We start from the raw sequence: 21,280 nt of genomic DNA on the forward strand, positions 1-21,280 counted from the left end.
GCGACTAGGCATGGTGGATCAGAACGGTTTGGTTGGCAGGTACTTGCCATCCAGGGTGATCACCGCGCGGGAACCACCTTCCGGGTCTTCGACCTTCTTGATGTCCAGCTTGAAGTTGATGGCGCTGATGATGCCGTCGCCAAACTGCTCATGCACCAGGGCTTTGAGGGTCGAGCCGTAGACCTGGAGCATTTCATAGAAGCGGTAGACGGTCGGGTCGGTGGGGATGCCCCCGGCGATGCTGCCCCGCAGGGGAATGCTCTGCAGCAGGCGGTTGGCGTCCTGGTCCAGGCCGAGTTTTTCGCATACCCGATCGGCAGCAGCAGCGGGCAGGGCATGCTGGCCCAGCAGGGCGGCGGTGACGAAGGCCAGGCTCAGCCCGGTACCGTCGGCAAGGTCCTGCCACGACAGGTTCTGGCGCGCCTTGGCGTCGATGATGGTGTCGGCCAGGGCCAGGCGTGGAGCTTGGGCGAATTGAGATTGCAGCATGGGTCTGTTCCTCTTGGGGGATGAAAGGGGTTGTTCAGGCAGCGGTTGAAGCGTGGCTGGCCAGGGCGCAGGTCTGCGGGTGTTCGGTCAGGGAGACAAAGCGCTGGCTGTTGCCGTCGAGGGCGGCGATGGCGCCGCGCTCGATGTCATACACCCAGCCATGCAGGTTCAGCCGGCCCTGTTCCAGGGCCAGGGCCACCGAAGGATGAGTCTTGAGGTTCGCCAACTGGGCGATCACGTTGTCACGCACCAGGGCGTCCAGGTGCTCGGCGGGGGAGGCATGCTGGCGGGCGGCGTTGATCACCTTGGCCGACTCGGCGTGGCGCAGCCAGTTGGCCACGGCGGGCAGGTGATCGAGGCATTTGCAGGTGGAGATGGCGGTCATTGCGCCGCAGTCGGAATGGCCGCAGATGACGATGTCACTCACCCCCAGCACCGCTACCGCGTATTCCACGGTGGCCGACACGCCACCGGGTTCCGGGCCGTAGCTGGGGACGATGTTGCCGGCGTTGCGAATCACGAACAGGTCGCCGGGCTCCTGCTGGGTCAGCAGCTCGGGAACGACCCGGCTATCGGAGCAGGTGACGAACAGGGTGCCGGGGCTCTGCTTGTTGGCCAGCTGCCTGAACAGCTCGCTGCGTTGCACAAAGGCCTCGCGCTGGAACTTGAGGAAGCCGTCGATGATGTTCTGCATGGGAGTCTCCTTGCGTCGCTGATGGGGCAAGGATGGAAGTGTTCGGCTATAGCGTCCAAGACCGGTTTATTATGCTTTCCATAAGCCCTGCCTATAGTTGGAGCCGTCATGCTCTTGCGTCATATCCGTTACCTGCTGGCCGTGGCCGAGCATTGCAATTTCACCCGTGCCGCCGAGGCGCTGCATGTTTCCCAGCCGACCTTGTCGCAACAGATCAAACAGCTGGAGGAGTCCCTGGGGGCGCCGTTGTTCGACCGCTCCGGGCGCAGCGTGCGTCTCACCGATGCCGGTCAGGCCTATGTCGTCTATGCACGCCGCGCCCTGCAGGACCTGCAGGCGGCCAAGCGGGCGATCCATGATGTGCAGGACCTGAGCCGCGGTTCACTGCGCCTGGCGCTGACCCCGACCTTCACTGCCTACCTCACCGGCCCCTTGCTCAGCCGCTTCAACCAGCAGTACCCGGGGATCGACCTGAGCCTTGAGGAAATGACCCAGGATCGCCTGGAAGCAGCCCTGGCCGAGGACCGCCTGGACCTGGGGATCGCCTTTGCCGGCGAGCACCTGGCGGACATCCACAGCCAGCCGCTGTTCACCGAAACCCTGAGCCTGATGGTCGGCCAGCACTATCCGCAGCAGGGCCAGCAACCCTTGAGTGCCTCGGCCCTGGCTCGTCATTCCCTGGTGCTGCTCAGCGCCGACTTTGCCACGCGCCAGCATATCGACCTGTATTGCCGGCAACAGGGCATTGCGCCGCGTATCGCCATCGAGGCCAATTCGGTGAGTGGGATTGTCGAGATCGTGCGTCGCGGGCCGTTGGCGACCCTGCTTCCGAGTGCCATCGCCCGCGAGCAGCCGGGCTTGCGGGCATTGGCCCTGCAATCACCCCCGGCGCCCCGCAGCGTGGTGCTGCTGGAACGCCGGGGCGCCTATCGCAGCGCCGCCTGCCAGGCCTTTCGGCAGATGCTGCTGGACCAGGACTACGGCGCCGCCAGCCACTGATTCACCACTTGGTCATAGGCGCCGGTGGCCTTGCTCAGGTGCAGCCACTGGTCGACGTAGCTTTTCCAGGCCATGTCATCCCGAGGCAGGAGAAAGGCCTTCTCGCTGTATTGCAGGTAGCGCTCGGGGTTGACCGCGCACAGCCCCGGCTTGTGCTTCTGCTGGAAGCGCGCCTCCGAGGCGTCGGTGATCATCACGTCGGCCTGCTTGGTCAGCAACTGATCGAAGATTTTCACGTTGTCGGCGAACAGGATCAGCTCGGCCTTGGGCACATGGGCCCGGGCGAAGACTTCGTTGGTGCCACCCGGTGGTTCGATCAGGCGCACCGAGGGCTGGTTGATCTGCTCCAGGGTTGCATAGCGCTTGAGGTCCTGGCAGCGCACCAGGGGAATCTTGCCGTCAATCCCCAGGGGCTGGCTGAAGAAGGCTTTTTTCTGCCGCTCCAGAGAGACGGAAATACCCCCGACGGCGATATCGCATTGCTGGCTCTGGAAGTCCGCCATCAGGGTCTTCCAGGTGGTGTTGATCCACTTCACCCGGACCCCGAGGCTTTTCGCCAGGGATTCGGCCATGTCGATGTCGATGCCTTCGTAGTGGCCATCGTCGCGCAGGTAGCTGTAGGGCTTGTAGTCGCCGGTGGTGCAGACCGTGACGTGGCCACGTTCGAGTACCTGGTCCAGACGGGAGGTCGGGTCCTGGGCGAAGCTGAGGGCGGGGGCACTGAGGCCGAGCAGAGTGCAGAGCAAGAGGCGGGGCAGCATGGGTCGTTCCTTGAAGTGAAGGGCGGGACGCGGTGCCGAAGCATTATTGGCATCGGCCCTGGGTCGGGCAAGGGTGGCCTGGTGCCCCGCCTGGACAAAACCGCTCGAGGGCTTTCGACCTTTTTTTCACGAACGACTGGTTAACCTGTGGCTTCTGGATACCTACAAGAGTTCGCCAGTCATGTCGTCCCATCCCCCACCATCCATCGAGCTGGAGTTCGCCCGGCGCTATGACCAGGAGCACGCCCGGGTCTGCGGCGAGCCCCGGCCTGCCGGGCTTGCCGCGCGCCTGGCGCTGTGGCGCACGGTGCGCCTGGTACGCCATGCCCTGAAAGTGGCCGGCGAGCCGGGACTGATCCTGGATGTGGCCTGTGGTGCCGGGCGTTACTGGCCGGTACTGGCCGAACATGGCAACCGGGTGATCCTGGCGTCGGACCCTTCCCAGGACATGCTCAATCATGCCCAGACCCATCACCCGGCCAGCCTGCTGCAACGGGTCAAGACCTTGCACAGCTCGGCGTTCGACATTGGTCTGTCGGCCAATGCGGTGGACAGCATCATCTGCATGCAACTGTTTGCCCATGTGACCCGCAGTGAGGATCGTCTGGCGCTGCTGCGGGAGTTTCATCGGGTCAGCCGTGATTCGGTGATCCTCGCGACCCGGGTCGAGCCGTTGTTCAAGCACCTGGCCACTGCGCGGGGAGAGTCCGCGGCGTCACTGGCGATCGGCAGGGTGCAGTTGGAAGGCGAGTTCAAGCAGGCCGGTTTCGAGGTCGTGAGCCAGCAGGATTTCCTGCCCGGCTGTGGGGCGGCGCGGGTCTATGTCCTTAGAAAACCCAGCTGATTGCGACTCTCGGACTATTCTTGCCGTCCGACATAAGGTTTCGCACTTGCTCTTGTCGGGTGAATGCTCAGAAATCGCCGGAGGCGATATATACTGCGCGCCATTCTTCAAGGGAGAGCCGTGTGGCCATCGATATACACTGGATTCGCGACAACGATAGCCTCGGTCAGTTTTGCGCCGAGTGGCAGCAGTTGCCATTCGTCGCCCTCGACACCGAATTCATGCGGGTCGACACTTTCTATCCCATCGCCGCCCTGTTGCAGATCGGCGATGGGCAGCGCGCTTACCTGATTGATCCTTTGACCATCGACAACTGGAAGCCCCTGGCGGCCCTGCTGGAGAACCCGGCGGTGGTCAAGGTGGTGCATGCCTGCAGTGAGGACCTCGAAGTCCTGCTGCGCCTGACCGGCAGTCTGCCGGCGCCTTTGTTCGACACGCAACTGGCGGCTGCCTACCTGAACCTTGGCTTTTCCATGGGCTATTCGCGCCTGGTGCAGGAAGTCCTGGGCATCGAACTGCCCAAGGGCGAGACCCGCTCCGACTGGCTGCAGCGCCCGCTCTCGGAAACCCAGGTCAGCTACGCCGCCGAAGATGCCGTGCATCTGGCCCAGGTGTTTACCGAGCTGCGGCCGAAGTTGTCCGAGGACAAGTACCGCTGGGTGCTGGAAGACGGCGCCGAGCTGGTGGCCAACCTGCGCCGCGAAGTGGACCCCTACGAGGTTTATCGCGAGGCCAAGCTGGCCTGGAAACTCTCCCGTGCCCAGTTGGCGGTGCTGCGTGAGCTCTGTGCCTGGCGCGAGCGTGAAGCCCGTGCCCGGGACTTGCCGCGCAACCGCATCGTGCGTGAACACGCCCTCTGGCCCCTGGCCAAGACCCAGCCCGATACGCTGGCGGCGCTGGCCAAGATCGAAGACATGCACCCGCGTACCGTGCGTCAGGACGGCGAGTTTCTCCTCGACCTGATCAAGCGCACCGCGGCCCTTGGCCCGGATCAATGGCCGCCGGCCGTACCCGAGCCGTTGCCGATCGAAGCCGCGGCCCTGCTCAAGCGCCTCAAGGCAGTGGGGCAGGCCGAGGCCGAGCGTCTGGGCATCGCCCCGGAAGTCATGCTGCGCAAGAAAACCCTGGAGAGCCTGCTCAAGAGCGGCTACCCCAACGGGCCTTACCAATTGCCTGATTCGCTGCGTGGCTGGCGCCGCGAATTGATGGGCCAGGCGCTGCTGGACAGCCTGGCCACCGCCGGAGAACAGCCTTGAAACGTATCTGCTCCATCTATAAAAGCCCACGCAAGAACGAGATGTACCTCTACGTCCTGAAAAGCGAGGCCCTGGAACGCGTGCCGGAAAACCTGCTGCTGGCTTTCGGCAAGCCGCAACATGCCTTCGATCTGGTGCTGACCCCGGAGCGCAAGCTGTCCCGGGAGGACATCCACCAGGTGCTGGAGAACCTCGAAAAGCAGGGCTATCACTTGCAGATGCCGCCGGCGGAAGACGAGTACATCGAGCACTTGCCCGAAGAGTTGCTGCGCCGCAATGATCCGGTCTGACCTCTAGAGGCTCGGTCCCGAGCCGCTGTGAAATGCAATTGACTGACCTGGCCACCGCCTTGATCGATGGAGCAATGCTCCGTCGGCGGCGGCCTGCACCGTTTTTTAAGGTTTGAACCATGCGCGTTCTGATTGCCGAACACGATCACGCTGTTTATGCCCGCCTGTTGCGTCAGGCGGCCCCGGAGCTGGAAGTGCTGACCAGCGGCGATTCCGCCGAACTGTCGCGGCTGGCGGCCGATTGCCCGGTCTGGCTGGGCCAGCCGGACCTGCTGGCGACCCTGCTGCGTCAGGGCCATCAGCCCCAGTGGCTGCAATCCACCTGGGCCGGTATCACCCCGTTGCTGGCCGACGGTCTGCCCCGGCATTACCGCCTGACCCGGGCGGTGGGCATCTTCGGCCAGGTAATGGCCGAGTACGTGCTTACCTACATCCTCGGCCATGAGCGCGAAGTGCTGGCGCGGCTGGTCAGCCAGGTGGAGCGCAAGTGGGACAACCGCATGGGCCAGAGCCTGGTGGGGCGCAAGGTGCTGATCGTCGGCACCGGCGACATCGGCCAGAGCGTGGCGCAATTTCTGCTGCCCTTTGGCGTGAAGCTGTACGGCATCGCCAGCCAGGCGCGGGAGCAGGCCCCCTTTATCGAAGTGGCCGGCCTGGAAGACCTGGGACGCTTGGTGGGGGAGGTGGATTATGTGGTCAATCTGCTGCCCAACACCCCAAGTACCCACGACCTGTATGACGCGGCGCTGTTCAAGCAATTCAAGTCCACGGGGCTGTTCATCAATGTGGGCCGTGGTGTTTCCGTGGTTGATGGTGACTTGGTGCAGGCCCTCAAGGATGGGCATCTGGCAGGGGCGGTGATCGATGTCTGCCGCCAGGAACCCTTGCCGCAACGGCACCCGTTCTGGACGGCCTGGGGCTTGCTGCTGACGGGCCACAGCTCGGCGCCGACCTCGCCGGAACTGATGGTGCAGTTGTTCGTCGACAACCTGCGGGCCTACCAGGCCAAGCAGGCCTTGCGCGGCGAAGTGGATTTCGCTCGCGGCTACTGAAACGTGCCTGATCGTAGGAGCGAGCTTGCTCGCGAAAGCCGCGCTTGCCAGGCACGCGCGGCGGCCTTCAGGGCTTCGCGAGCCAGCTCGCTCCTACAGAGGCGATCGCGGTTTTAGAGGCTGAAATCGCCTTCGGCCACGGTCTCGCTCAATGGACGGCGCGGGCTCGGTTCTTCCCGGGCCTGCAGGTAGTCGGCCAGGGTCGACTTGTCTCCCAGCTTGCCCACCGCTATCGCTGCGTGCAGTGCATAGCCTTCTGGAATCTTCAGCTCCTTGCGGGTCAGCTCCTGGTCGAAGCCGGCCATGCCGTGGGTGTGCCAGCCGCTGAGGCTGGCCTGCAGTGCCAGGTGGCCCCAGGCCGAGCCGGTGTCGAAGGTGTGCCACAGGGCCGGGCTTTCTTCCGTGGCGCCGGGGGCAGTGAAGGTGGTCTTGGAAATCACGATCACCAGGGCCGAGGCATGTTGCGCCCAGCCACGGTTGAATTCGTTGAGCAGGCCGAGGAAGCGCTCCCAGTTCGGCGTATCGCGTCGGGCATAGAGAAAGCGCCAGGGTTGCGAGTTGTAGGCCGAAGGCGCCCAGCGCGCGGCTTCGAAGAAGCTCAGCAGGGTTTCTTCAGGGATGGTTTCGCCGGTGAAGGCCCGTGGCGACCAGCGCTGAGTGAACTGCGGGTGGATGGCGTAATCGGCAACGCGAGGATTGGCGCTCATGGAAAAACTCCTGGCAGCAAGTGAGAAGGGTGGAATAAACCGGCAAGCGCAGATCAGCTGAGCGAAGGGGTATTCCTGACCCCGTGCGGTTTGCCGGGTGCAACGCGGTCGAGCGTTAATGGCACTCGGACGCGGGGTGGTCCGAGGCGCAAAGCTACTGTGCGGGCCTGCCGCTGACAAGCCCCGGCCTACCGACAGTCGTAAGCGCTTGGCCCGCCGGGCCTTCGGCACTAGACTGGCGGCCTTTTCACCCTCGGATACTGATGCTTGAGCCATGGCCGCCAAAGTCGAACCTTTCTGGATACGCAAAACCCTCGAACAGCTCGACCAGGACGAATGGGAGTCGTTGTGCGATGGCTGCGGTCTGTGCTGCCTGCAAAAGCTTGAGGACGAGGACGACAACAGCGTCTATTACACGCGCATCGCCTGCAAACTGCTGGACCTGAAAACCTGCCAGTGCAGCGACTACCCCAATCGCCGGGCGTCGGTGCCCGACTGCATCCAACTGACCCCGGGCAAGGCCGACGAATTCAAGTGGCTGCCACCCACCTGTGGCTACCGCCTGGTGAGCGAAGGCAAGGACCTGCCGCTCTGGCACCACCTGGTGTGCGGCGATCGCGATGCGGTGCACCACGAACGTATTTCCCAGTCCGGGCGCATGCTGGCCGAAGGCAGCGTGGCGGAAGAGGACTGGGAGGATCATCTGATTTTCCGCGCCGGCTGAGGATTCGCCGCGTTGGCTGCAGAACCAGGTTACCCAGGAAAGGAGTGTGTATGAGGGTGGGGGCGAAACTGGCGCTGGCCGCTGCAATGCTGGCATTGAGCGCATCGGCCTTTGCGGCGAAGAAAGTCGATCTGGATTATCACGTGCGTTTCCTGCCCCAGAGCGATCAGGCCGAGGTGCGCCTGACCCTGGCCGAGGGCTCGGCCTTGCGCAGCCTGGACTTCGACCTGGGGCGGGACGGCGACTACAGCGACTTCAAGGCCGATGGCCAATGGCAGGCCGGGGCGGCGGATGCCGGTGGCCAGCGCGGTGTCTGGCGTCCGGCCAGCGGCAAGGCCAGCCTCAGCTACAGGGTGCGCCTGAGTCACAGCATCAAGAAGGGCAGCTACGACAGCCGCAGCAGCGCCAACTGGGCGCTGTTGCGCGGTGAGACCCTGGTGCCCCCGGCCCGGCTCGATCAACAGGATGGCGTCGAATTGGTGGCGCGCCTGGACTTCGATTTGCCGGCCGGTTGGAAAAGCATCGAGACCGCCTGGCCGCGTATCGGCAAGAATCGCTTCCGCATCGACAATCCCTCGCGGCTGTTCGACCGTCCCGCCGGCTGGATGCTGGCCGGCAACCTGGGCAGCCGCCGCACGCGTCTGGGAGCAACCGAAGTCAGCGTGGTGTCGCCCCTGGGCCAGGGCATGCGGCGCATGGACGTGCTGACCCTGCTGACCTTTGTCTGGCCGCAAGTACAGGCGGTGTTCCCGCGTCAGCCCGGCAAGCTGTTGATCGTTGGCGCGGCCGATCCGATGTGGCGCGGCAGTCTGGCGGGGCGTGACTCGCTGTTCCTCCATAGCCGCCTGCCCCTGGTCAGCGAGAGCGGCAGCAGCCCGCTGTTGCGGGAACTGGTGCAGTCACTGTCGCGGATCAACGACAGCCAGGGCAGCGACTGGATCAGCGAGGGGCTGGCGGAGTACTACGGCATCGAACTGTTGCGCCGGGCCGGTGGCATCAGTGACGAGCGCTATCAGGTGCTGCACAAGCGCCTGGTCCGGGACAGTCACAAGGTCGACAGCCTGCGGGGCGAGCAGGTGGACAGCGCCACCGTGGCCAAGGCCGTGCTGCTGTTGCAGGAGCTGGATCGGGAAATCCGCCTCAAGACCCGCAACAAGCGTTCCCTGGACGATGTGCTGCAAGCGGCGATGCGCCTGGAAAGCGTCAGCACCGCCGAGTTCATCCAGCTCAGTGAAAACGTGCTGGGCGAATCGTCCAAGGTCCTGGACACCAGCCTGCTGCACTGACCTCTGCCCGCGCAGGGGACCCGCAGGAACGCCTTCGCCTCAAGCCTTGGGCGTCTTCACTTCATCATTGCTGGCCGCCTTGGCATGGCGGCTGGCCGCTTCGGCATTGGCTTTCAGAGTGCGCAGTTCTTCCCCGGCGCGCTCGATCTTGCTGCGTACGTTGTGCATGTCCTGGCGGCTCTTCTCCAGCAGGCTTTTCGCCGAGCTATGGCCGGTAATCCCCCGGGCCAGGGCCACGCCACCGATGGCCACCTGAATCAGGCCGAACACGCCGCCGCGGCGCAGGCCCTTGCCCATCATCACCACGCCACCGGCCAGGGAGCCGATACGCTCCCAGCCCTGGACGTTCTGGGTCGGTTGGCTCGGCAAGGGTGTGGCTTCCATCGTTTGCAGCTGTTTGCGCTCGCTCATGCTCTGTCTCCAAGGGCGGTGTGGGATACAAAGCTGACTGCACCAGGGCGTCGCTGGTTCCCGGGGATTGATCGACGGGTTTTCAGTACTTCGGACCGGAGCGGGTGTTGTTGCCCTTGGCCAGGCGATCGTAGAGCACCACGTTGACCGTGGCCGCCAGGTTCATGCAGCCGGTGGTGGGGATGTAGACCACGTCTTCGCACCAGTCGCGGATCTCCTTGTCGAGGGAGCCGTCTTCCGGACCGAAGATGTACAGCGCGCGGTCCGGGTGGGTGTATTCCGGCAGCGCACGGGCGCCTTCCACCAGTTCCACGGCCACCGGGATGCAGCCCAGGGGGAGGATTTTCTTCAGGTCGTCGATGCCGATCAGGGGAATGTCCTGGTGGACCTTCTTGGTGTCGGTGACGAAGTCGCGGGCACGTTCATAGCGCTTGCCGGTGTAGAACACCGAGGCGACGCCATAGCAGCCGGCGGCGCGCATCACCGAACCGACATTCTCCGGTGACTTGGGGTTATACAAACCGATGCAGCTGTACCTTTTGTTTGCCACGAGCGAGGAGCCTTGGGGGAAAAGAGCGCGATTATACGGGGATTGTACGGGGTGTGGCGGGGTGCTCGGCGGTTCGCGGGCAAGCCGGGCGGCTGGCCCGCGAAAAGCTTACTCGTCGTCTTTCTTCATCAACCCGGCCAGGGCGGCAAACGGGTTGTGGGTCGCCTTGGCAATTTTCGGGGTGCTCAGGGAGCCTTCGCCGAAGTACTGCTGGTCGGTGTAGCGCGAGTGCTCGTTGTCATGGCAGTACAGGCACAAGAGTTCCCAGTTGGAACCGTCCTGGGGGTTGTTGTCGTGGTTGTGATCGCGGTGGTGCACGGTCAGCTCGCTCAGGCGCTTGCCGGAAAACTCCCGGGCGCAGCGGCCGCAGACGTGGGGGTACATCTTCAGCGCCTTGTCGCGGTAGCCCATTTCCCGGTCGCGCTGGGCGTCGGCAAGGATACGGTCCAGCTTGGCGGTGTTGGACGGGGGAGTGGACGAACTCATGGGTTCACCTTTGTAGAAGGACTAATGACGGTAATGGACAAAGTTTAGCTCAGGCCTTGAGCTTCTCGGCAATCCAGATGGTATGCCGGGTGCCGCGATTGCCGTGAGCGTACACCTGCACTTCCTCGGCCTTGAAGCCGGCCTTGCGCAGGCGCTCGGAGAACTTCTGGTCGGCACTGGCCGACCACACCGCAAGAATGCCCTTGGGCCGCAGAGCGCGGGCACAGGCGGCCAGGCCGGCGCTGGAGTAGAGCCAACTGTTGGCTTTCTGGGTCAGGCCTTCGGGGCCGTTGTCGACGTCGAGCATGATCGCGTCGAAGCCCTGGGGCTCGGCCTGCAGGACCTTGGCCACGTCTTCCAGGCGGATCACCGTGCGCGGGTCCAGCAGCGGCCGGCCGGACTTTTCCCCGAGCGGGCCGCGGTTCCACTCCACCACTCCGGGCACCAGTTCGGCGACCACCACCTCGGCGCTCTGGCCCAGGTGCTTGAGGGCCGCGGCCAGGGTGAAGCCCATGCCGAGGCCGCCGATCAGCACCCGCGAGTTCGGGCGCCCGGCGACCTTGCTGCAGGGAATCTGCGCCAGGGCGTCCTCGGAGCCGTGCATACGGGTGTTCATCAATTGGCCGCCGTCGCCGCCCTGGATCTTGATGACGAAATCCTCACCGTATTCGAACAGGCACAAGGCACCGCCGTTGTCGGGAATCGCAGTGGTGTCCAGCAGTACGAAACGTTTCATGGAGATCTCATTGAGGAAGGCAAAAGCTCCCGGTTGGGAGTAGCCTGACGCCAGACAATAGCAATGGAGCCATTGATGAAGCGCACTATTCTAACGGTGATTGCCCAAGCGGCGCTCGCCCTGACCGCCGCCCTGGCGCTGAGTGCTGGCCCGGCCCTGGCCGACGAGCCGCAAAGCGCCCCGGTGGTGACCCCGACGCCGACCCTAGGCACCCCGGGCACGGCCACCCCCACGCCTTATCCGCAAGTGACCCCACCCAGCACGCCGAAAACCGGCAGCAGTGGCAGTGCGCCCTTGCTACCGCCCATCGACATGCCCAAGCCGCCCAAGGATCAGACCCTGCCGGGGCTGGAGCAGAATGACAACAAGGCCAAGGTGCAAGGAGCCTAGATCTGCTGTGCGAGCAACTGGCCGTCGGCCATGCGCAGGCGCTTGGACAGGGAAATAGCCAGGGCGCGGATGATCTTGGCGGCGATCTTCGGCGCATCGTTGAGCATCTTCTCCAGGGAGTCCTTGCCCAGGTTGAGCAACTGGCAATCGCTGGCCGCCACGCAGGTGGCCGAGCGTCGCTCGCCATCGAGCACTGCCATTTCGCCAAAGGCCCGGCCGCTGCGCAGGGTGGCGATGGTCAGCGGCTGGCCGTCCAGGGTGCTCTTTTGCACGGCCACCTGGCCGCTGTGGATGATGCACATGAAACTGCCGGCATCGCCTTCACGAAAGATCGCTTCGCCTTCGGCGATGCTGCTGATGCTGAAATAGCCGGCCGCCGCGTTGAAGTCGGCGGGTTGCAGTTGGTCGAACAGGCCGCAGTCCATCAGCCAGACGCGGATCTCGTTGTTCAGTAAGGTGGGTTCAGACATGGGATCAGGGTCTTTTTCTTGTGTCTGTTGCACGGGCGCAGGCCCGGTCCGGCGGTTGCCGGCGGCGGTCCAGGGTTAAGACAGGAGCGCCGCAGGTAGTTCCTCAGTCCAGGCCCAGAATGTTCAGGATAAAGGCATATTCGAGGGCTACGTCACGTAATCCCTGGTAACGGCCGCTCATGCCGCCATGGCCGGCACCCAGTTCGGTCTTGAGCAGCAGCAGGTTGTCGTCGGTCTTGGTGGCGCGCAGTTTGGCCACCCATTTGGCGGCTTCCCAGTACTGCACGCGACTGTCGTTGTAGCCGGCGATCACCAGGGTCGCCGGGTAGGCCTGGGCCCGGACGTTCTCGTAGGGGGCGTAGGCCTTGATCCGCTCATAGACCTCAGGCTCCTCGGGATTGCCCCATTCGTCGTACTCGGTGACGGTCAGTGGCAGGTCCGGGTCGAGCATGGTGTTGAGCACGTCGACGAAGGGCACTTCGGCGATGGCCACCCGGAACAGTTCGGGACGCTGGTTGAGCACGGCGCCGATCAACAGGCCGCCGGCACTGCCGCCGCTGATGGCCAGTTGCTGGGCGCTGGTCAGGCCCTGGGCGATCAGGTGCTCGGCGCAGGCGATGAAGTCGCTGAAGGTGTTCTGTTTGTGTTCCTGTTTGCCGGCGCGATACCAGGCTTCACCCAGTTCGCCACCGCCGCGCACATGGGCGATGGCAAAGGCCACGCCGCGATCCAGCATGCTCAGGCGGGCATGGGAGAACCAGGGATCGAGGCTCTCGCCATAGGCGCCGTAGCCATACAGGTACAGCGGTGTCGGTTGGCCCAGGCACTCGCGCTTGACCACCAGGCTGATGGGCACCTGGGTACCGTCGGCCGCGGTGGCCCAGAGGCGCTGGCTGACGTAGGCATCGGCGTCGAAGGGGCCCAGCACCGGGGTTTCCTTGAGCACCTGCTGTTGACCGTCGGCCAGTTGCAGCTGGCGTACCTGGGCCGGGCGATTCAGCGCCTCGTAGCGCAGGCGGATGCGATCGCTGGAAAACTCCAGGCTGTTCTGCACGTGCAGGCTGTACGCCGCATCCGGCAGTTGCACGCGATACACGGGCAGGTCCTGGGGATGCACTTCGATGATCGGCAGCCCGCCTTCGCGCAGGCTCAGGGTCATGGCGCCGGCATTGAGGGTCACGCCGTCGAGCATCACCTCGGGGTTGTGCGGGACCAGCAGTTGCCAGTCGCTTTCCTCGGGGATAATGCCTTCGTCCGCAGCCTGGTAGAGGGCGAAGTTGATGCCCTCACGGTTGCTGCGGATGAACCAGGTCCACTGGCCGTCGAGTTGGCCGTGATCGACGTCGTATTCATGGCCTTCGACCCGTGGCGCCAGGCAGGTGAACGGCAACTGCGGCTGCGCGGCATCCAGGGCCCAGGTTTCGCCGGTGGTCTTGCTGCCCAGGGACAGCAGCAACTGGCGCTCGGAGCTTGAGCGGTAGCAGTGCAGGAAGAAGCGTCCGTCCGGTTCGTGGAACACTTCCTCGGCGGCGGTGCCGTCCAGACGGTAGCGGAACAGTTTGTGCGGGCGGTGAGTGTCGTCCAGTTCGCCGAAGAACAGGGTCAGGCTGTCGTTGGCCCAGGTCATGCTGCCGTCGCAGTTGTCGAAGGACAGCTCGCTGACCTTGCCGTTGGACAGCTCCTTGATGAACAGGGTGTAGATTTCCTCGCCGGTGGTGTCGAGGCTGTAGGCCAGGCGCTGGTGGTCGGGGCTGATGCTGAAGGCGCCGAGGGAGAAGAAGCCACCGTTGGCCAGGGCGTTGGGGTCCAGCAGCAGCTGTTCGCGGCTTTCGTCCACCGTCAGGCTGTCGTCTGCCGGGCGCGGGCAGCGGTAGTGCCGGGCGTATTCGTCACCGGCGGTGGTGCGGGTGTAATACAGGTACGGGCCCCAGGGGGAGGGCAGGGACAGGTCGGTCTCGAGGATCCGCCCCTTGATCTCCTGGAACAGTGTCTCGCGCAGCGGCGCCTGATGGGCCAGCCGGGCTTCCTGGTAGCTGTTTTCAGCGTTCAGGTAGTCGAGCACCGCGTCGGTGTCGCGTTCCTGCAGCCAGGCATACGGGTCAGCGCCTTCGGCCTTGTGGGCAATCGGGGCGCTGCTGTCGTTGGCGGGTAGGGGCATGGGTGGCTCTCGAACGAAGACAAATGAGGGCTTGGCAGACGGCGGTGCAGCCTGACACGGGAAAAGTCGTTATCATAAGCGCCTCTTTGCCTGCCTTGCCATGGACACCATGACCGAGAACGACTATCTGATCGCCTGGGGCCTTTACGCCTTTGCCGCCTTGGGCTGCCTGCTGGTGTGGATGCGCCTGACCCGCTGGATGTGGCGCTGGCTGCGCGAGCCGCTGCGTGTACTGGTGGCGGTGCTGCTGTTCAGTCCCACCATCATCGACCCGGTCAAGGAAAAATTTGCCCCGGCGGTGGCCATCACTGCCCTGGATATGGCCTTCAAGGTCGGCAACAACGCCTGGCGTGCGGTGTCCGATCTGTTCATGTACGGCATGATCGCCTTTGGCGTGTACCTGCTGTTCGTGCTGATCCGCTGGCCCATCGAGCGTGCCGCCAATGAACGCCGCCAGCGCAACGAAGCGGCGCAAGCCGCGGCCAAGGCTGCCGAAGTCGAGGATGACCAGCCCTTTGGCGGTGCCGGCAATGACCGTTATGGTCGTCCGCCAGCTGCGGGCACCCCCCTGAACACGCGGGTCGAGCCGCGTCTGTAACCTGGCCCCGGCATTGCAGCGAGAGTCCGAGCATGTGTGAGTTATTGGGCATGAGCGCCAATGTACCGACCGATATCGTCTTCAGCTTTACCGGGCTGATGCAACGCGGCGGCCGTACCGGCCCCCATCGCGACGGTTGGGGCATCGCCTTCTACGAAGGCCGCGGCCTGCGGTTGTTCCAGGACCCGGCGGCCAGCAGCGAGTCGGAAGTGGCCAACCTGGTGCAGCGCTACCCGATCAAGAGCGAAGTGGTCATCGGCCACATCCGCCAGGCCAACGTCGGCAAGGTCTGCCTGGCCAACACCCATCCCTTTGTCCGTGAACTCTGGGGCCGTAATTGGTGCTTTGCCCATAACGGTCAGTTGGCGGACTTCCAGCCCCAGACCAGCTTCTATCGTCCGGTGGGCGATACCGACAGCGAGGCGGCCTTCTGTGACTTGCTCAACCGGGTGCGCGAAGCCTTTCCCGAACCGGTGGAGGTCGAGCAACTGCTGCCAACCCTGATCCAGGCCTGTAGCGAATACCGCAGCAAGGGTGTGTTCAACGGCTTGCTCAGCGACGGTGACTGGCTGTTCTGCTTCTGCTCCACCAAGCTGGCGCAGATCACCCGGCGCGCGCCGTTCGGCCCGGCCCGGCTCAAGGATGTCGATGTGATTGTCGACTTCCAGGCGGAAACCACCCCCAACGATGTTGTGACGGTGATCGCCACCGAACCTCTGACCGAAAACGAAACCTGGACCCGCTACCAACCGGGCCAATGGAGCCTGTGGCGGCGCGGTGAATGCGTCAGCCACGGCCAGACCGAATAAGGACATCTCTATGTTGCTCAGTTATCTGCGGCTGGTGTTGTTCGCCGCCGGCCTGTTGATCGGTGTGCAAGTGCCGGGTTTCATCAGCGACTACGCCAAGCGCGTGGAAGCCCACTTGATTGAGTCGCAGAACAGCCTGCGAGGCTTCCAGGGCACCGCGCAGCAGTTCTTCAAGGGCGATCTGAATGCGCTGGTGGCCCATTACCGGGCCAGCGAAGACCCGGTGTTTCGCAGCGATGCCGAAAGCTTGAGCGGTTTGCTCCATCGTCAGCTGGCCCTGGACAAGCAATACCAGGCGATGCAGGGCCCGTGGTACATCCGCCTGCTGCAAGTGGCCCTGGCAGCCGACCCGGATATCCGCAAGGAAACCTGGGACGGCTACAGCTACCAGATCCTGCTGACCCCGGAAGCGATGATCTGGGGCATGAGCGGCGCCATGCTGCTGTCCTTCGGCCTTGAGTGCCTGTATCGCCTGATCGACTGGGTGGTCCTGGGCGGGCGGCGCTTGCGCCAGAGCCGTCCGATCGAAGAGCGCGACCTAAAGGGCCTCTGACCTCTGTAGGAGCCGGCTTGCCGGCGAAGCGGCCGCGTGGCTTGCGCCTGGCTGCAGATCGCCTTCGCTAGCAAGCCAGCTCCTACGAGGGGTGTGATGGCGATGTTTACTGGGGGGCGATCAGAACCAGCTGATCCTCGCCGACCTTCTGCCCATAGCGCTGCACCACGCGCTGGCACAGCTCCACGATATCCTCCACCAGATCCACGCCCACGCGCCACGACACCACCACCTGCAGGTTGGGCGGACGCTGCTCGATGGCCAGCAAGGTCAGTTCGCCACGGGCCAGTTCTTCACGGACCAGCACCGGGGGCAGGGCGCCAATCCCGAAGCCATCTCTGAGCAGGCGGGTGATGGCCGACACCGAGTTGACGCAATTGAGCCGTGGCGCCAGCACCCCGTTGGCCTGCATCAGGCTCAGTACCTGCTGGTGGGGCAGGGAGTTCTTCGAATAGGTGATGATCCGCTCCCGGGCCAGCTCGGCGAGATTGGCGTAGTCGCGGTTGTAGATCGAGTTGCTGGCGGCAATCCAGCCCACCGGGTGGCTGGCCAGCTCCCGGCTGCGGATACTTTCCTGGCGTAGCAAGTCGGTCTGCAGCACCAGGTCGAGAAAGCCTTTTTGCAGCTGGTCGCAGAGATTCAGCGAGGTGTCGGCCACCAGTTCGATTTCCACTTGCGGGTAGTGATCCATCATTTCCGCCACCAGGGGGCTGAGCCAGGTGTGGATCACCGTATCCATGACCCCGATGCGAATCCGCCCGACCTTGCTCGACGGCGCCTCGATGGACTGTTTCAGCACCTGCAGGGTGTCGAGCATCTGCTCGGCGTGCTCCAGCACCTTGAGCCCTTGCGGGGTCAGGCTGACGCCCCGCGAGTCCCGCAGGAACAGCTTCACCCCCAGTTCGCCTTCCAGCACCGCGATACGGCTGGAGATTGCCGCCTGGGTGGTGAAGAGTTTTTCCGCGGTCAGGCTGAAGCTCTTGAGCCGCGCTACCCAGACGAAGGTTTCGAGAAACTTGAGATTCATGGGATCAACTTTTCTTATGCCTTGGGGCGGTTTTTATTAGTTGGACGCAGGTTGTGCCTGAACCGAAGAATGGCCCGACCCACGATATGCGTCGTCGGGGCCCAGAACAATACCAACAACACTACCCTGGAGATCGCCATGAGTGCGCCCGAAACATTGGCCGCCAAGGCTCCGCGCCGCGCCGGCCCGTTTGACTGGTACCGGGACATCAACCAGCAGGAACGCCGGACATTCTGGAGCTGCAAGATAGGTTACGGCCTGGATGGCATGGACACCCAGATGCTCAGCTTCGTGATCCCGACCTTGATCGCGCTGTGGGGCATCACTTCCGCCGAAGCCGGCCTGATCCATACCAGTACCTTGCTGGCCTCCGCCCTGGGAGGCTGGATCGCCGGGATTCTTTCCGACCGCATCGGCCGGGTACGCACCCTGCAACTCACGGTGCTGTGGTTTGCCGTCTTCACCTTTCTCTGCGGTCTTGCGCAGAACTACGAACAGTTGCTAATCGCCCGCACCTTGATGGGGTTTGGATTCGGCGGCGAGTGGACCGCCGGGGCGGTGCTGATCGGTGAAGTGATCCGCGCCAAGAACCGTGGCAAGGCGGTGGGCATGGTGCAGTCCGGCTGGGCCCTGGGCTGGGGGCTGACGGCGCTGCTGTATGCGCTGCTGTTCTCCTTGCTGCCGCCGGAGGACGCCTGGCGCGGGCTGTTTCTGCTGGGCATCCTGCCGGCGATTTTCGTGATCTTCGTTCGTCGCCTGGTCAAGGACCCCGAGGTCTACCGGGCAACCAAGGCACGTGAAGCGCCAAGCAACCCGGCGCGGTTCTACGAGATCTTCGCCCCGGGGATTCTCAGCACCACTCTGCGCGCCTCCTTGCTGGCGGCAGGGGCCCAGGGTGGTTACTACGCCATCACCTTCTGGCTGCCGACCTATCTGAAGACCGAGCGCGGCTTGAGCGTGCTCAGTACCGGCGGCTACCTGGCCATGGTGATCGCCGGCTCCTACGTGGGCTATGTGATCAGCGCCTACCTGACGGATATTCTCGGCCGCAAGAAGAACTTCGTGCTGTTCGCCGCCGGCTCTTTCACCATTGTCCTGCTCTATACGCAAATGCCGGTGAGCAATGCCGTGATGCTCTGGCTGGGCTTTCCCCTGGGCTTCTTCGCTTCAGGCATTTTCAGCGGCATGGGGGCGTTCCTCACTGAGCTGTTCCCCACCCGTATCCGCGGTTCCGGCCAGGGTTTCTGCTACAACAGCGGCCGGGCGCTGGCGGCGCTGTTCCCGCTGCTGATCGGCCTGCTGAGCCAGCATGTACCCCTGAGCGTGGCCATCGGCAGCTTTGCCGCGGTGTCCTACGGCGTGGTGGTGCTGGCGGCCCTGAGCCTGCCGGAAACCCGCGGCAAGGAACTTGAGGCGCGCTAACTGATAATCTGCGCGGACATTGCGCGACAGCCCTGCAGCTGACCCACAACAAGAACCACAGGAGCACTGACCATGAGCCGCCTGTTATTGAATTGCGACATCGGCGAGAGCTTTGGCAACTGGACCCTGGGCCTGGATGCCGAGGTGATGCCCTTTATCGACTGCGCCAACATTGCCTGCGGCTTCCATGCCGGCGACCCGGGCATCATGCGCAAGACCGTGGCCCTGGCCCTGGCCAATGGCGTGCGCATCGGTGCGCACCCGGCCTATCAGGATCTGGCCGGTTTCGGCCGCCGCTCCATGAGCTATTCGCCCGAGGAGATTCGTGACCTGCTGCACTACCAGATCGGCGCGCTGGACGGCATCTGTCGGGCCCAGGGCGCGCGGGTCAGCTACGTCAAACCTCACGGCGCGATGTACAACGACATGATGGCCAAGCCGACCCAGTTGCGGGCGGTGATCCAGGCGGTGGCGGCCTACGACCCGCAACTGCCGCTGATGCTCATGGCCACGCGGGATAACAGCACGGCCCAGGCCCTGGGCGATGAATACGGCGTGACCCTGTGGTTCGAGGCCTTTGCCGACCGTGCCTACGACAACGCCGGGCATCTAGTGTCGCGGCAGTTGCCGGGCGCGGTGCATCACGATCCGCAGACCATTCTCCAGCAGGCCTTGACCATCGCTCGGGGCGACACCCTGACCGCCAGCGACGGCAGCGCCTTGCTGCTGCAGGCCGACACCCTGTGCGTGCACGGCGACAACGCCAGTTCGGTGGCTGCCGTGCAGCGCATTCGCGAGGCCTTGAACCAGCAGTCCGGCCTATGAAGCCACAGGTTGAAGTCGTCGCCATCGACTGCCTGATGGTGCGCTTGTTCGAGGTGATCGCCGAGGACAACATGCCCTGGATGCTGGCCGCCGCCCAAGGGCTGCGGCGGGCCTTTGGCGAGTCTCTGATCGATCTGGTGCCGTCCTATACCACGTTGATGGTGCATTACGACCTGCTGGCCCTGAGTCCGTCCGAGGCTCGGCAGCGGATCGCGGTCGCCTTGACCGATCTGGCGCCCAGTACCACTCAGGCCGGGCGCGAGCATGTGCTGCCGGTGTGGTACGACCTCAGTGTCGGGCCGGAACTGGCGCTGTTGTCCCGGCGCAGCGGACTGTCGGTGCCTGAGCTGATCGAGCGTCACAGCCAGCGTGAATATCAAGTGTTCGCCCTGGGTTTCGCGCCCGGATTCGCCTTCATGGGGCTGGTGGAAGAGGCACTGGCGGCGCCGCGGCTGAATACCCCGCGCAAGCGGGTGGCGGCGGGCAGTGTGGGGATCGCCGAACGCCAAACCGCCGCTTACCCGGTGGTATCGCCGGGGGGCTGGAACCTGATCGGCCGGACCCCGAGCCGCCTGTTCGATCGCGAGCGCGAAGGCTACAGCCTGATGCAGCCGGGGGACCGCGTGCGCTTTGCTGCCGTGGAGCGGGCCGAGTTCCTGCGCCTGGGGGGCGATGACACGCCGCTGGAGGTGTCGGCATGAGCCGCTTGATGATCGAGGCCAGCACCCCGCTGTGCCTGCTGCAGGATGCCGGGCGTTTTGGTGTGCGCCATTTGGGCGTGACCCAGGGCGGGGCGCTGGATTGGGTGTCGATGTCCTGGGCCAACTGGCTGCTGGGCAATGCCCTGGATGCGCCGGTGGTGGAAATCACCCTGGGCGGTTTCACCCTGTTGGCCGAGGACTATTGCCTGCTGGCCCTGGCCGGGGCCGATCTGGGGGCATATGTCGATGAGCGGCCTTTGAGCCCGGGACGCAGTTTCATCCTGCAAAAGGGCCAGCGCCTGCGTTTTACTCAACCTTTCTTCGGCGCCCGGGCCTACCTGGCAGCCCCTGGCGGATTTGACGCGCCCAAGGTCCTGGGCAGTTGCGCCAGTGTGCTGCGCGAAGCCCTGGGCGGGCTCGATGGTTACGGCCGGGCGCTGAGCGAGGGCGGGGTACTGGGTTATTCGGGCACCGGCGGGGCGCTCAAGAGCTTGTCGGCTGCGCAGTTGCCGGACTGGCAATCCGCGGCGCCGCTGGAGGTGATTCTGGGCGCGCAGATCGGCCAGTTCAGCGGTTTGAGCCTGTTCGACGCCTTCAACAGCACCTGGACCCTGGACAGCCGCGCTGATCGCATGGGCGCGCGCTTGCTGGGACCGACCTTGCAGTATCAGGGCCAGCCGATGATTTCCGAGGGCATTCCCCTGGGGGCGATCCAGGTGCCGCCGGACGGCCAGCCGATCATCCTGCTCAATGATCGGCAGACCATTGGCGGCTATCCGCGATTGGGGGCGTTGACCCCCTTGTCACTGGCGCGGTTGGCGCAGTGTTTGCCGGGCAGCGAGGTGCGATTGACGCCGGTGGTGCAGGAAACGGCGCATCGGCAGCAGGTGGCGTTCTTGCGCAGGTTTGGGTAGTGGCTGAAGGCGGCCGCTTCGCGACCGTTCGCAGCCTGCGGCAGCGGCTACAGGGGATTTCCTGTAGCCGCTGTCGAGCCTTGGCGAGGCTGCGAAAAGGCCCGCAAGGCCTTGCTTGACGGTCCCGC

General features: G+C 64.3%; 26 protein-coding genes. 15 read left to right on the plus strand and 11 right to left on the minus strand.

The genetic code is table 11. The features are described from left to right. Positions 1 to 18 precede the first annotated feature (18 nt). Together cynS and KHO49_RS08470 are read right to left on the minus strand one after the other, a co-directional pair. Positions 19 to 489: a cyanase gene (gene cynS / locus KHO49_RS08465; RefSeq protein ID WP_213664890.1), complete on the minus strand. Its 471-nt coding sequence runs from the start codon at positions 487 to 489 to the stop codon at positions 19 to 21. A 34-nt stretch (positions 490 to 523) separates the two neighbouring features. Continuing rightward, positions 524 to 1,183, minus strand: a complete 660-nt coding sequence (locus tag KHO49_RS08470; protein ID WP_102878741.1) for a carbonic anhydrase — start codon at positions 1,181 to 1,183, stop codon at positions 524 to 526. A 108-nt stretch (positions 1,184 to 1,291) separates the two neighbouring features. On the opposite strand from KHO49_RS08470, the gene cynR reads away from it, so the two are divergent. Further along, positions 1,292 to 2,182 carry a transcriptional regulator CynR gene (cynR, locus tag KHO49_RS08475; protein ID WP_213664891.1) on the plus strand — a complete coding sequence of 297 codons (891 nt, stop codon included), beginning with the start codon at positions 1,292 to 1,294 and terminating at the stop codon, positions 2,180 to 2,182. Here cynR and KHO49_RS08480 read toward each other — a convergent pair. Then, entirely contained in the window at positions 2,161 to 2,943 is a 783-nt protein-coding gene (locus tag KHO49_RS08480) for a transporter substrate-binding domain-containing protein (RefSeq protein ID WP_110651918.1), read from the minus strand. The two genes, cynR and KHO49_RS08480, sit on opposite strands and share 22 nt — an antisense overlap. 181 nt (positions 2,944 to 3,124) lie before the next feature. On the opposite strand from KHO49_RS08480, the gene KHO49_RS08485 reads away from it, so the two are divergent. From KHO49_RS08485 to KHO49_RS08500, 4 genes are all read left to right on the plus strand, one after another. Next, positions 3,125 to 3,787 (plus strand): class I SAM-dependent methyltransferase, encoded by a 663-nt coding sequence (locus tag KHO49_RS08485; protein WP_102878744.1) that lies wholly within the window; start codon positions 3,125 to 3,127, stop codon positions 3,785 to 3,787. 122 nt (positions 3,788 to 3,909) lie between these two features. Further along, positions 3,910 to 5,043, plus strand: a complete 1,134-nt coding sequence (rnd, locus tag KHO49_RS08490) for a ribonuclease D (RefSeq protein ID WP_102878745.1) — start codon at positions 3,910 to 3,912, stop codon at positions 5,041 to 5,043. Beyond that, entirely contained in the window at positions 5,040 to 5,333 is a 294-nt protein-coding gene (locus KHO49_RS08495) for a YcgL domain-containing protein (protein WP_016964446.1), read from the plus strand. The genes rnd and KHO49_RS08495 overlap by 4 nt, the downstream gene beginning before the upstream one ends. 119 nt (positions 5,334 to 5,452) lie before the next feature. Then, positions 5,453 to 6,385 (plus strand): D-2-hydroxyacid dehydrogenase, encoded by a 933-nt coding sequence (locus KHO49_RS08500; RefSeq protein WP_102878746.1) that lies wholly within the window; start codon positions 5,453 to 5,455, stop codon positions 6,383 to 6,385. 113 nt (positions 6,386 to 6,498) lie between these two features. Here the strand turns inward: KHO49_RS08500 and KHO49_RS08505 are convergent, their stop codons facing one another. After that, the gene (locus KHO49_RS08505) at positions 6,499 to 7,092 is read right to left on the minus strand and encodes a nitroreductase family protein (protein ID WP_102861634.1); all 594 of its coding nucleotides are present in this window, start codon (positions 7,090 to 7,092) and stop codon (positions 6,499 to 6,501) included. Between the two features lie 274 nt (positions 7,093 to 7,366). Here KHO49_RS08505 and KHO49_RS08510 point away from each other — a divergent pair, with 274 nt between their 5' ends. Then, positions 7,367 to 7,816 (plus strand): YcgN family cysteine cluster protein, encoded by a 450-nt coding sequence (locus KHO49_RS08510; protein WP_102861635.1) that lies wholly within the window; start codon positions 7,367 to 7,369, stop codon positions 7,814 to 7,816. A 50-nt stretch (positions 7,817 to 7,866) separates the two neighbouring features. Continuing rightward, on the plus strand, positions 7,867 to 9,102 hold the full coding sequence (locus KHO49_RS08515; RefSeq protein WP_102878747.1) for a hypothetical protein: 1,236 nt from the start codon (positions 7,867 to 7,869) through the stop codon (positions 9,100 to 9,102). Between the two features lie 39 nt (positions 9,103 to 9,141). Here KHO49_RS08515 and KHO49_RS08520 read toward each other — a convergent pair whose 3' ends face one another. The 4 genes from KHO49_RS08520 to KHO49_RS08535 all read right to left on the minus strand — a co-directional run bounded on the left by KHO49_RS08520 (position 9,142) and on the right by KHO49_RS08535 (position 11,285). Further along, a complete protein-coding gene (locus KHO49_RS08520) occupies positions 9,142 to 9,513 on the minus strand; it encodes a YgaP family membrane protein (RefSeq protein WP_213664892.1) in 372 nt (123 codons plus the stop codon). Positions 9,514 to 9,595: 82 nt separating this feature from the next. Further along, entirely contained in the window at positions 9,596 to 10,063 is a 468-nt protein-coding gene (locus KHO49_RS08525) for an RNA methyltransferase (RefSeq protein WP_102861638.1), read from the minus strand. A gap of 108 nt (positions 10,064 to 10,171) precedes the next feature. Next, entirely contained in the window at positions 10,172 to 10,549 is a 378-nt protein-coding gene (locus KHO49_RS08530) for a YajD family HNH nuclease (protein ID WP_102861639.1), read from the minus strand. A gap of 49 nt (positions 10,550 to 10,598) precedes the next feature. Beyond that, entirely contained in the window at positions 10,599 to 11,285 is a 687-nt protein-coding gene (locus tag KHO49_RS08535; RefSeq protein WP_102878749.1) for a spermidine synthase, read from the minus strand. Positions 11,286 to 11,360: 75 nt separating this feature from the next. Here KHO49_RS08535 and KHO49_RS08540 point away from each other — a divergent pair, with 75 nt between their 5' ends. Beyond that, on the plus strand, positions 11,361 to 11,675 hold the full coding sequence (locus KHO49_RS08540) for a hypothetical protein (protein ID WP_102861641.1): 315 nt from the start codon (positions 11,361 to 11,363) through the stop codon (positions 11,673 to 11,675). Here the strand turns inward: KHO49_RS08540 and KHO49_RS08545 are convergent. Together KHO49_RS08545 and KHO49_RS08550 are read right to left on the minus strand one after the other, a co-directional pair. Then, a complete protein-coding gene (locus KHO49_RS08545) occupies positions 11,672 to 12,145 on the minus strand; it encodes a cyclic nucleotide-binding domain-containing protein (protein ID WP_213664893.1) in 474 nt (157 codons plus the stop codon). The two genes, KHO49_RS08540 and KHO49_RS08545, sit on opposite strands and share 4 nt — an antisense overlap. A gap of 103 nt (positions 12,146 to 12,248) precedes the next feature. After that, positions 12,249 to 14,303 carry a S9 family peptidase gene (locus KHO49_RS08550; protein WP_213664894.1) on the minus strand — a complete coding sequence of 685 codons (2,055 nt, stop codon included), beginning with the start codon at positions 14,301 to 14,303 and terminating at the stop codon, positions 12,249 to 12,251. A gap of 100 nt (positions 14,304 to 14,403) precedes the next feature. Here KHO49_RS08550 and KHO49_RS08555 point away from each other — a divergent pair, with 100 nt between their 5' ends. The 3 genes from KHO49_RS08555 to KHO49_RS08565 are packed head-to-tail and all read left to right on the plus strand — an operon-like array spanning position 14,404 to position 16,263. Then, positions 14,404 to 14,901 carry an MFS transporter gene (locus KHO49_RS08555; RefSeq protein WP_102861644.1) on the plus strand — a complete coding sequence of 166 codons (498 nt, stop codon included), beginning with the start codon at positions 14,404 to 14,406 and terminating at the stop codon, positions 14,899 to 14,901. Positions 14,902 to 14,933: 32 nt separating this feature from the next. Further along, positions 14,934 to 15,710 carry a class II glutamine amidotransferase gene (locus KHO49_RS08560; protein ID WP_110595098.1) on the plus strand — a complete coding sequence of 259 codons (777 nt, stop codon included), beginning with the start codon at positions 14,934 to 14,936 and terminating at the stop codon, positions 15,708 to 15,710. A 10-nt stretch (positions 15,711 to 15,720) separates the two neighbouring features. Next, the gene (locus KHO49_RS08565) at positions 15,721 to 16,263 is read left to right on the plus strand and encodes a DUF2937 family protein (protein WP_102861646.1); all 543 of its coding nucleotides are present in this window, start codon (positions 15,721 to 15,723) and stop codon (positions 16,261 to 16,263) included. Between the two features lie 106 nt (positions 16,264 to 16,369). On the opposite strand, the gene KHO49_RS08570 is transcribed toward KHO49_RS08565, so the two are convergent. Beyond that, a complete protein-coding gene (locus KHO49_RS08570) occupies positions 16,370 to 17,290 on the minus strand; it encodes a LysR family transcriptional regulator (RefSeq protein WP_213664895.1) in 921 nt (306 codons plus the stop codon). Positions 17,291 to 17,428: 138 nt separating this feature from the next. Between KHO49_RS08570 and KHO49_RS08575 the strand changes: the two genes are divergently transcribed. The 4 genes from KHO49_RS08575 (at position 17,429) to KHO49_RS08590 (ending at position 21,152) form a co-directional block, all read left to right on the plus strand. Further along, positions 17,429 to 18,712: an MFS transporter gene (locus KHO49_RS08575; RefSeq protein ID WP_102861648.1), complete on the plus strand. Its 1,284-nt coding sequence runs from the start codon at positions 17,429 to 17,431 to the stop codon at positions 18,710 to 18,712. A 72-nt stretch (positions 18,713 to 18,784) separates the two neighbouring features. Beyond that, a complete protein-coding gene (locus tag KHO49_RS08580; protein ID WP_110595101.1) occupies positions 18,785 to 19,537 on the plus strand; it encodes a 5-oxoprolinase subunit PxpA in 753 nt (250 codons plus the stop codon). Next, on the plus strand, positions 19,534 to 20,238 hold the full coding sequence (gene pxpB, locus KHO49_RS08585) for a 5-oxoprolinase subunit PxpB (protein WP_102878755.1): 705 nt from the start codon (positions 19,534 to 19,536) through the stop codon (positions 20,236 to 20,238). The genes KHO49_RS08580 and pxpB overlap by 4 nt, the downstream gene beginning before the upstream one ends. Further along, positions 20,235 to 21,152 (plus strand): 5-oxoprolinase subunit C family protein, encoded by a 918-nt coding sequence (locus KHO49_RS08590; RefSeq protein ID WP_110595103.1) that lies wholly within the window; start codon positions 20,235 to 20,237, stop codon positions 21,150 to 21,152. Before pxpB ends, KHO49_RS08590 begins: the two co-directional genes overlap by 4 nt. Positions 21,153 to 21,280 lie beyond the last annotated feature (128 nt).

Origin of the sequence: Pseudomonas sp. RC4D1, assembly GCF_018390395.1 — a bacterium.
Lineage (GTDB): Bacteria > Pseudomonadota > Gammaproteobacteria > Pseudomonadales > Pseudomonadaceae > Aquipseudomonas > Aquipseudomonas danubii.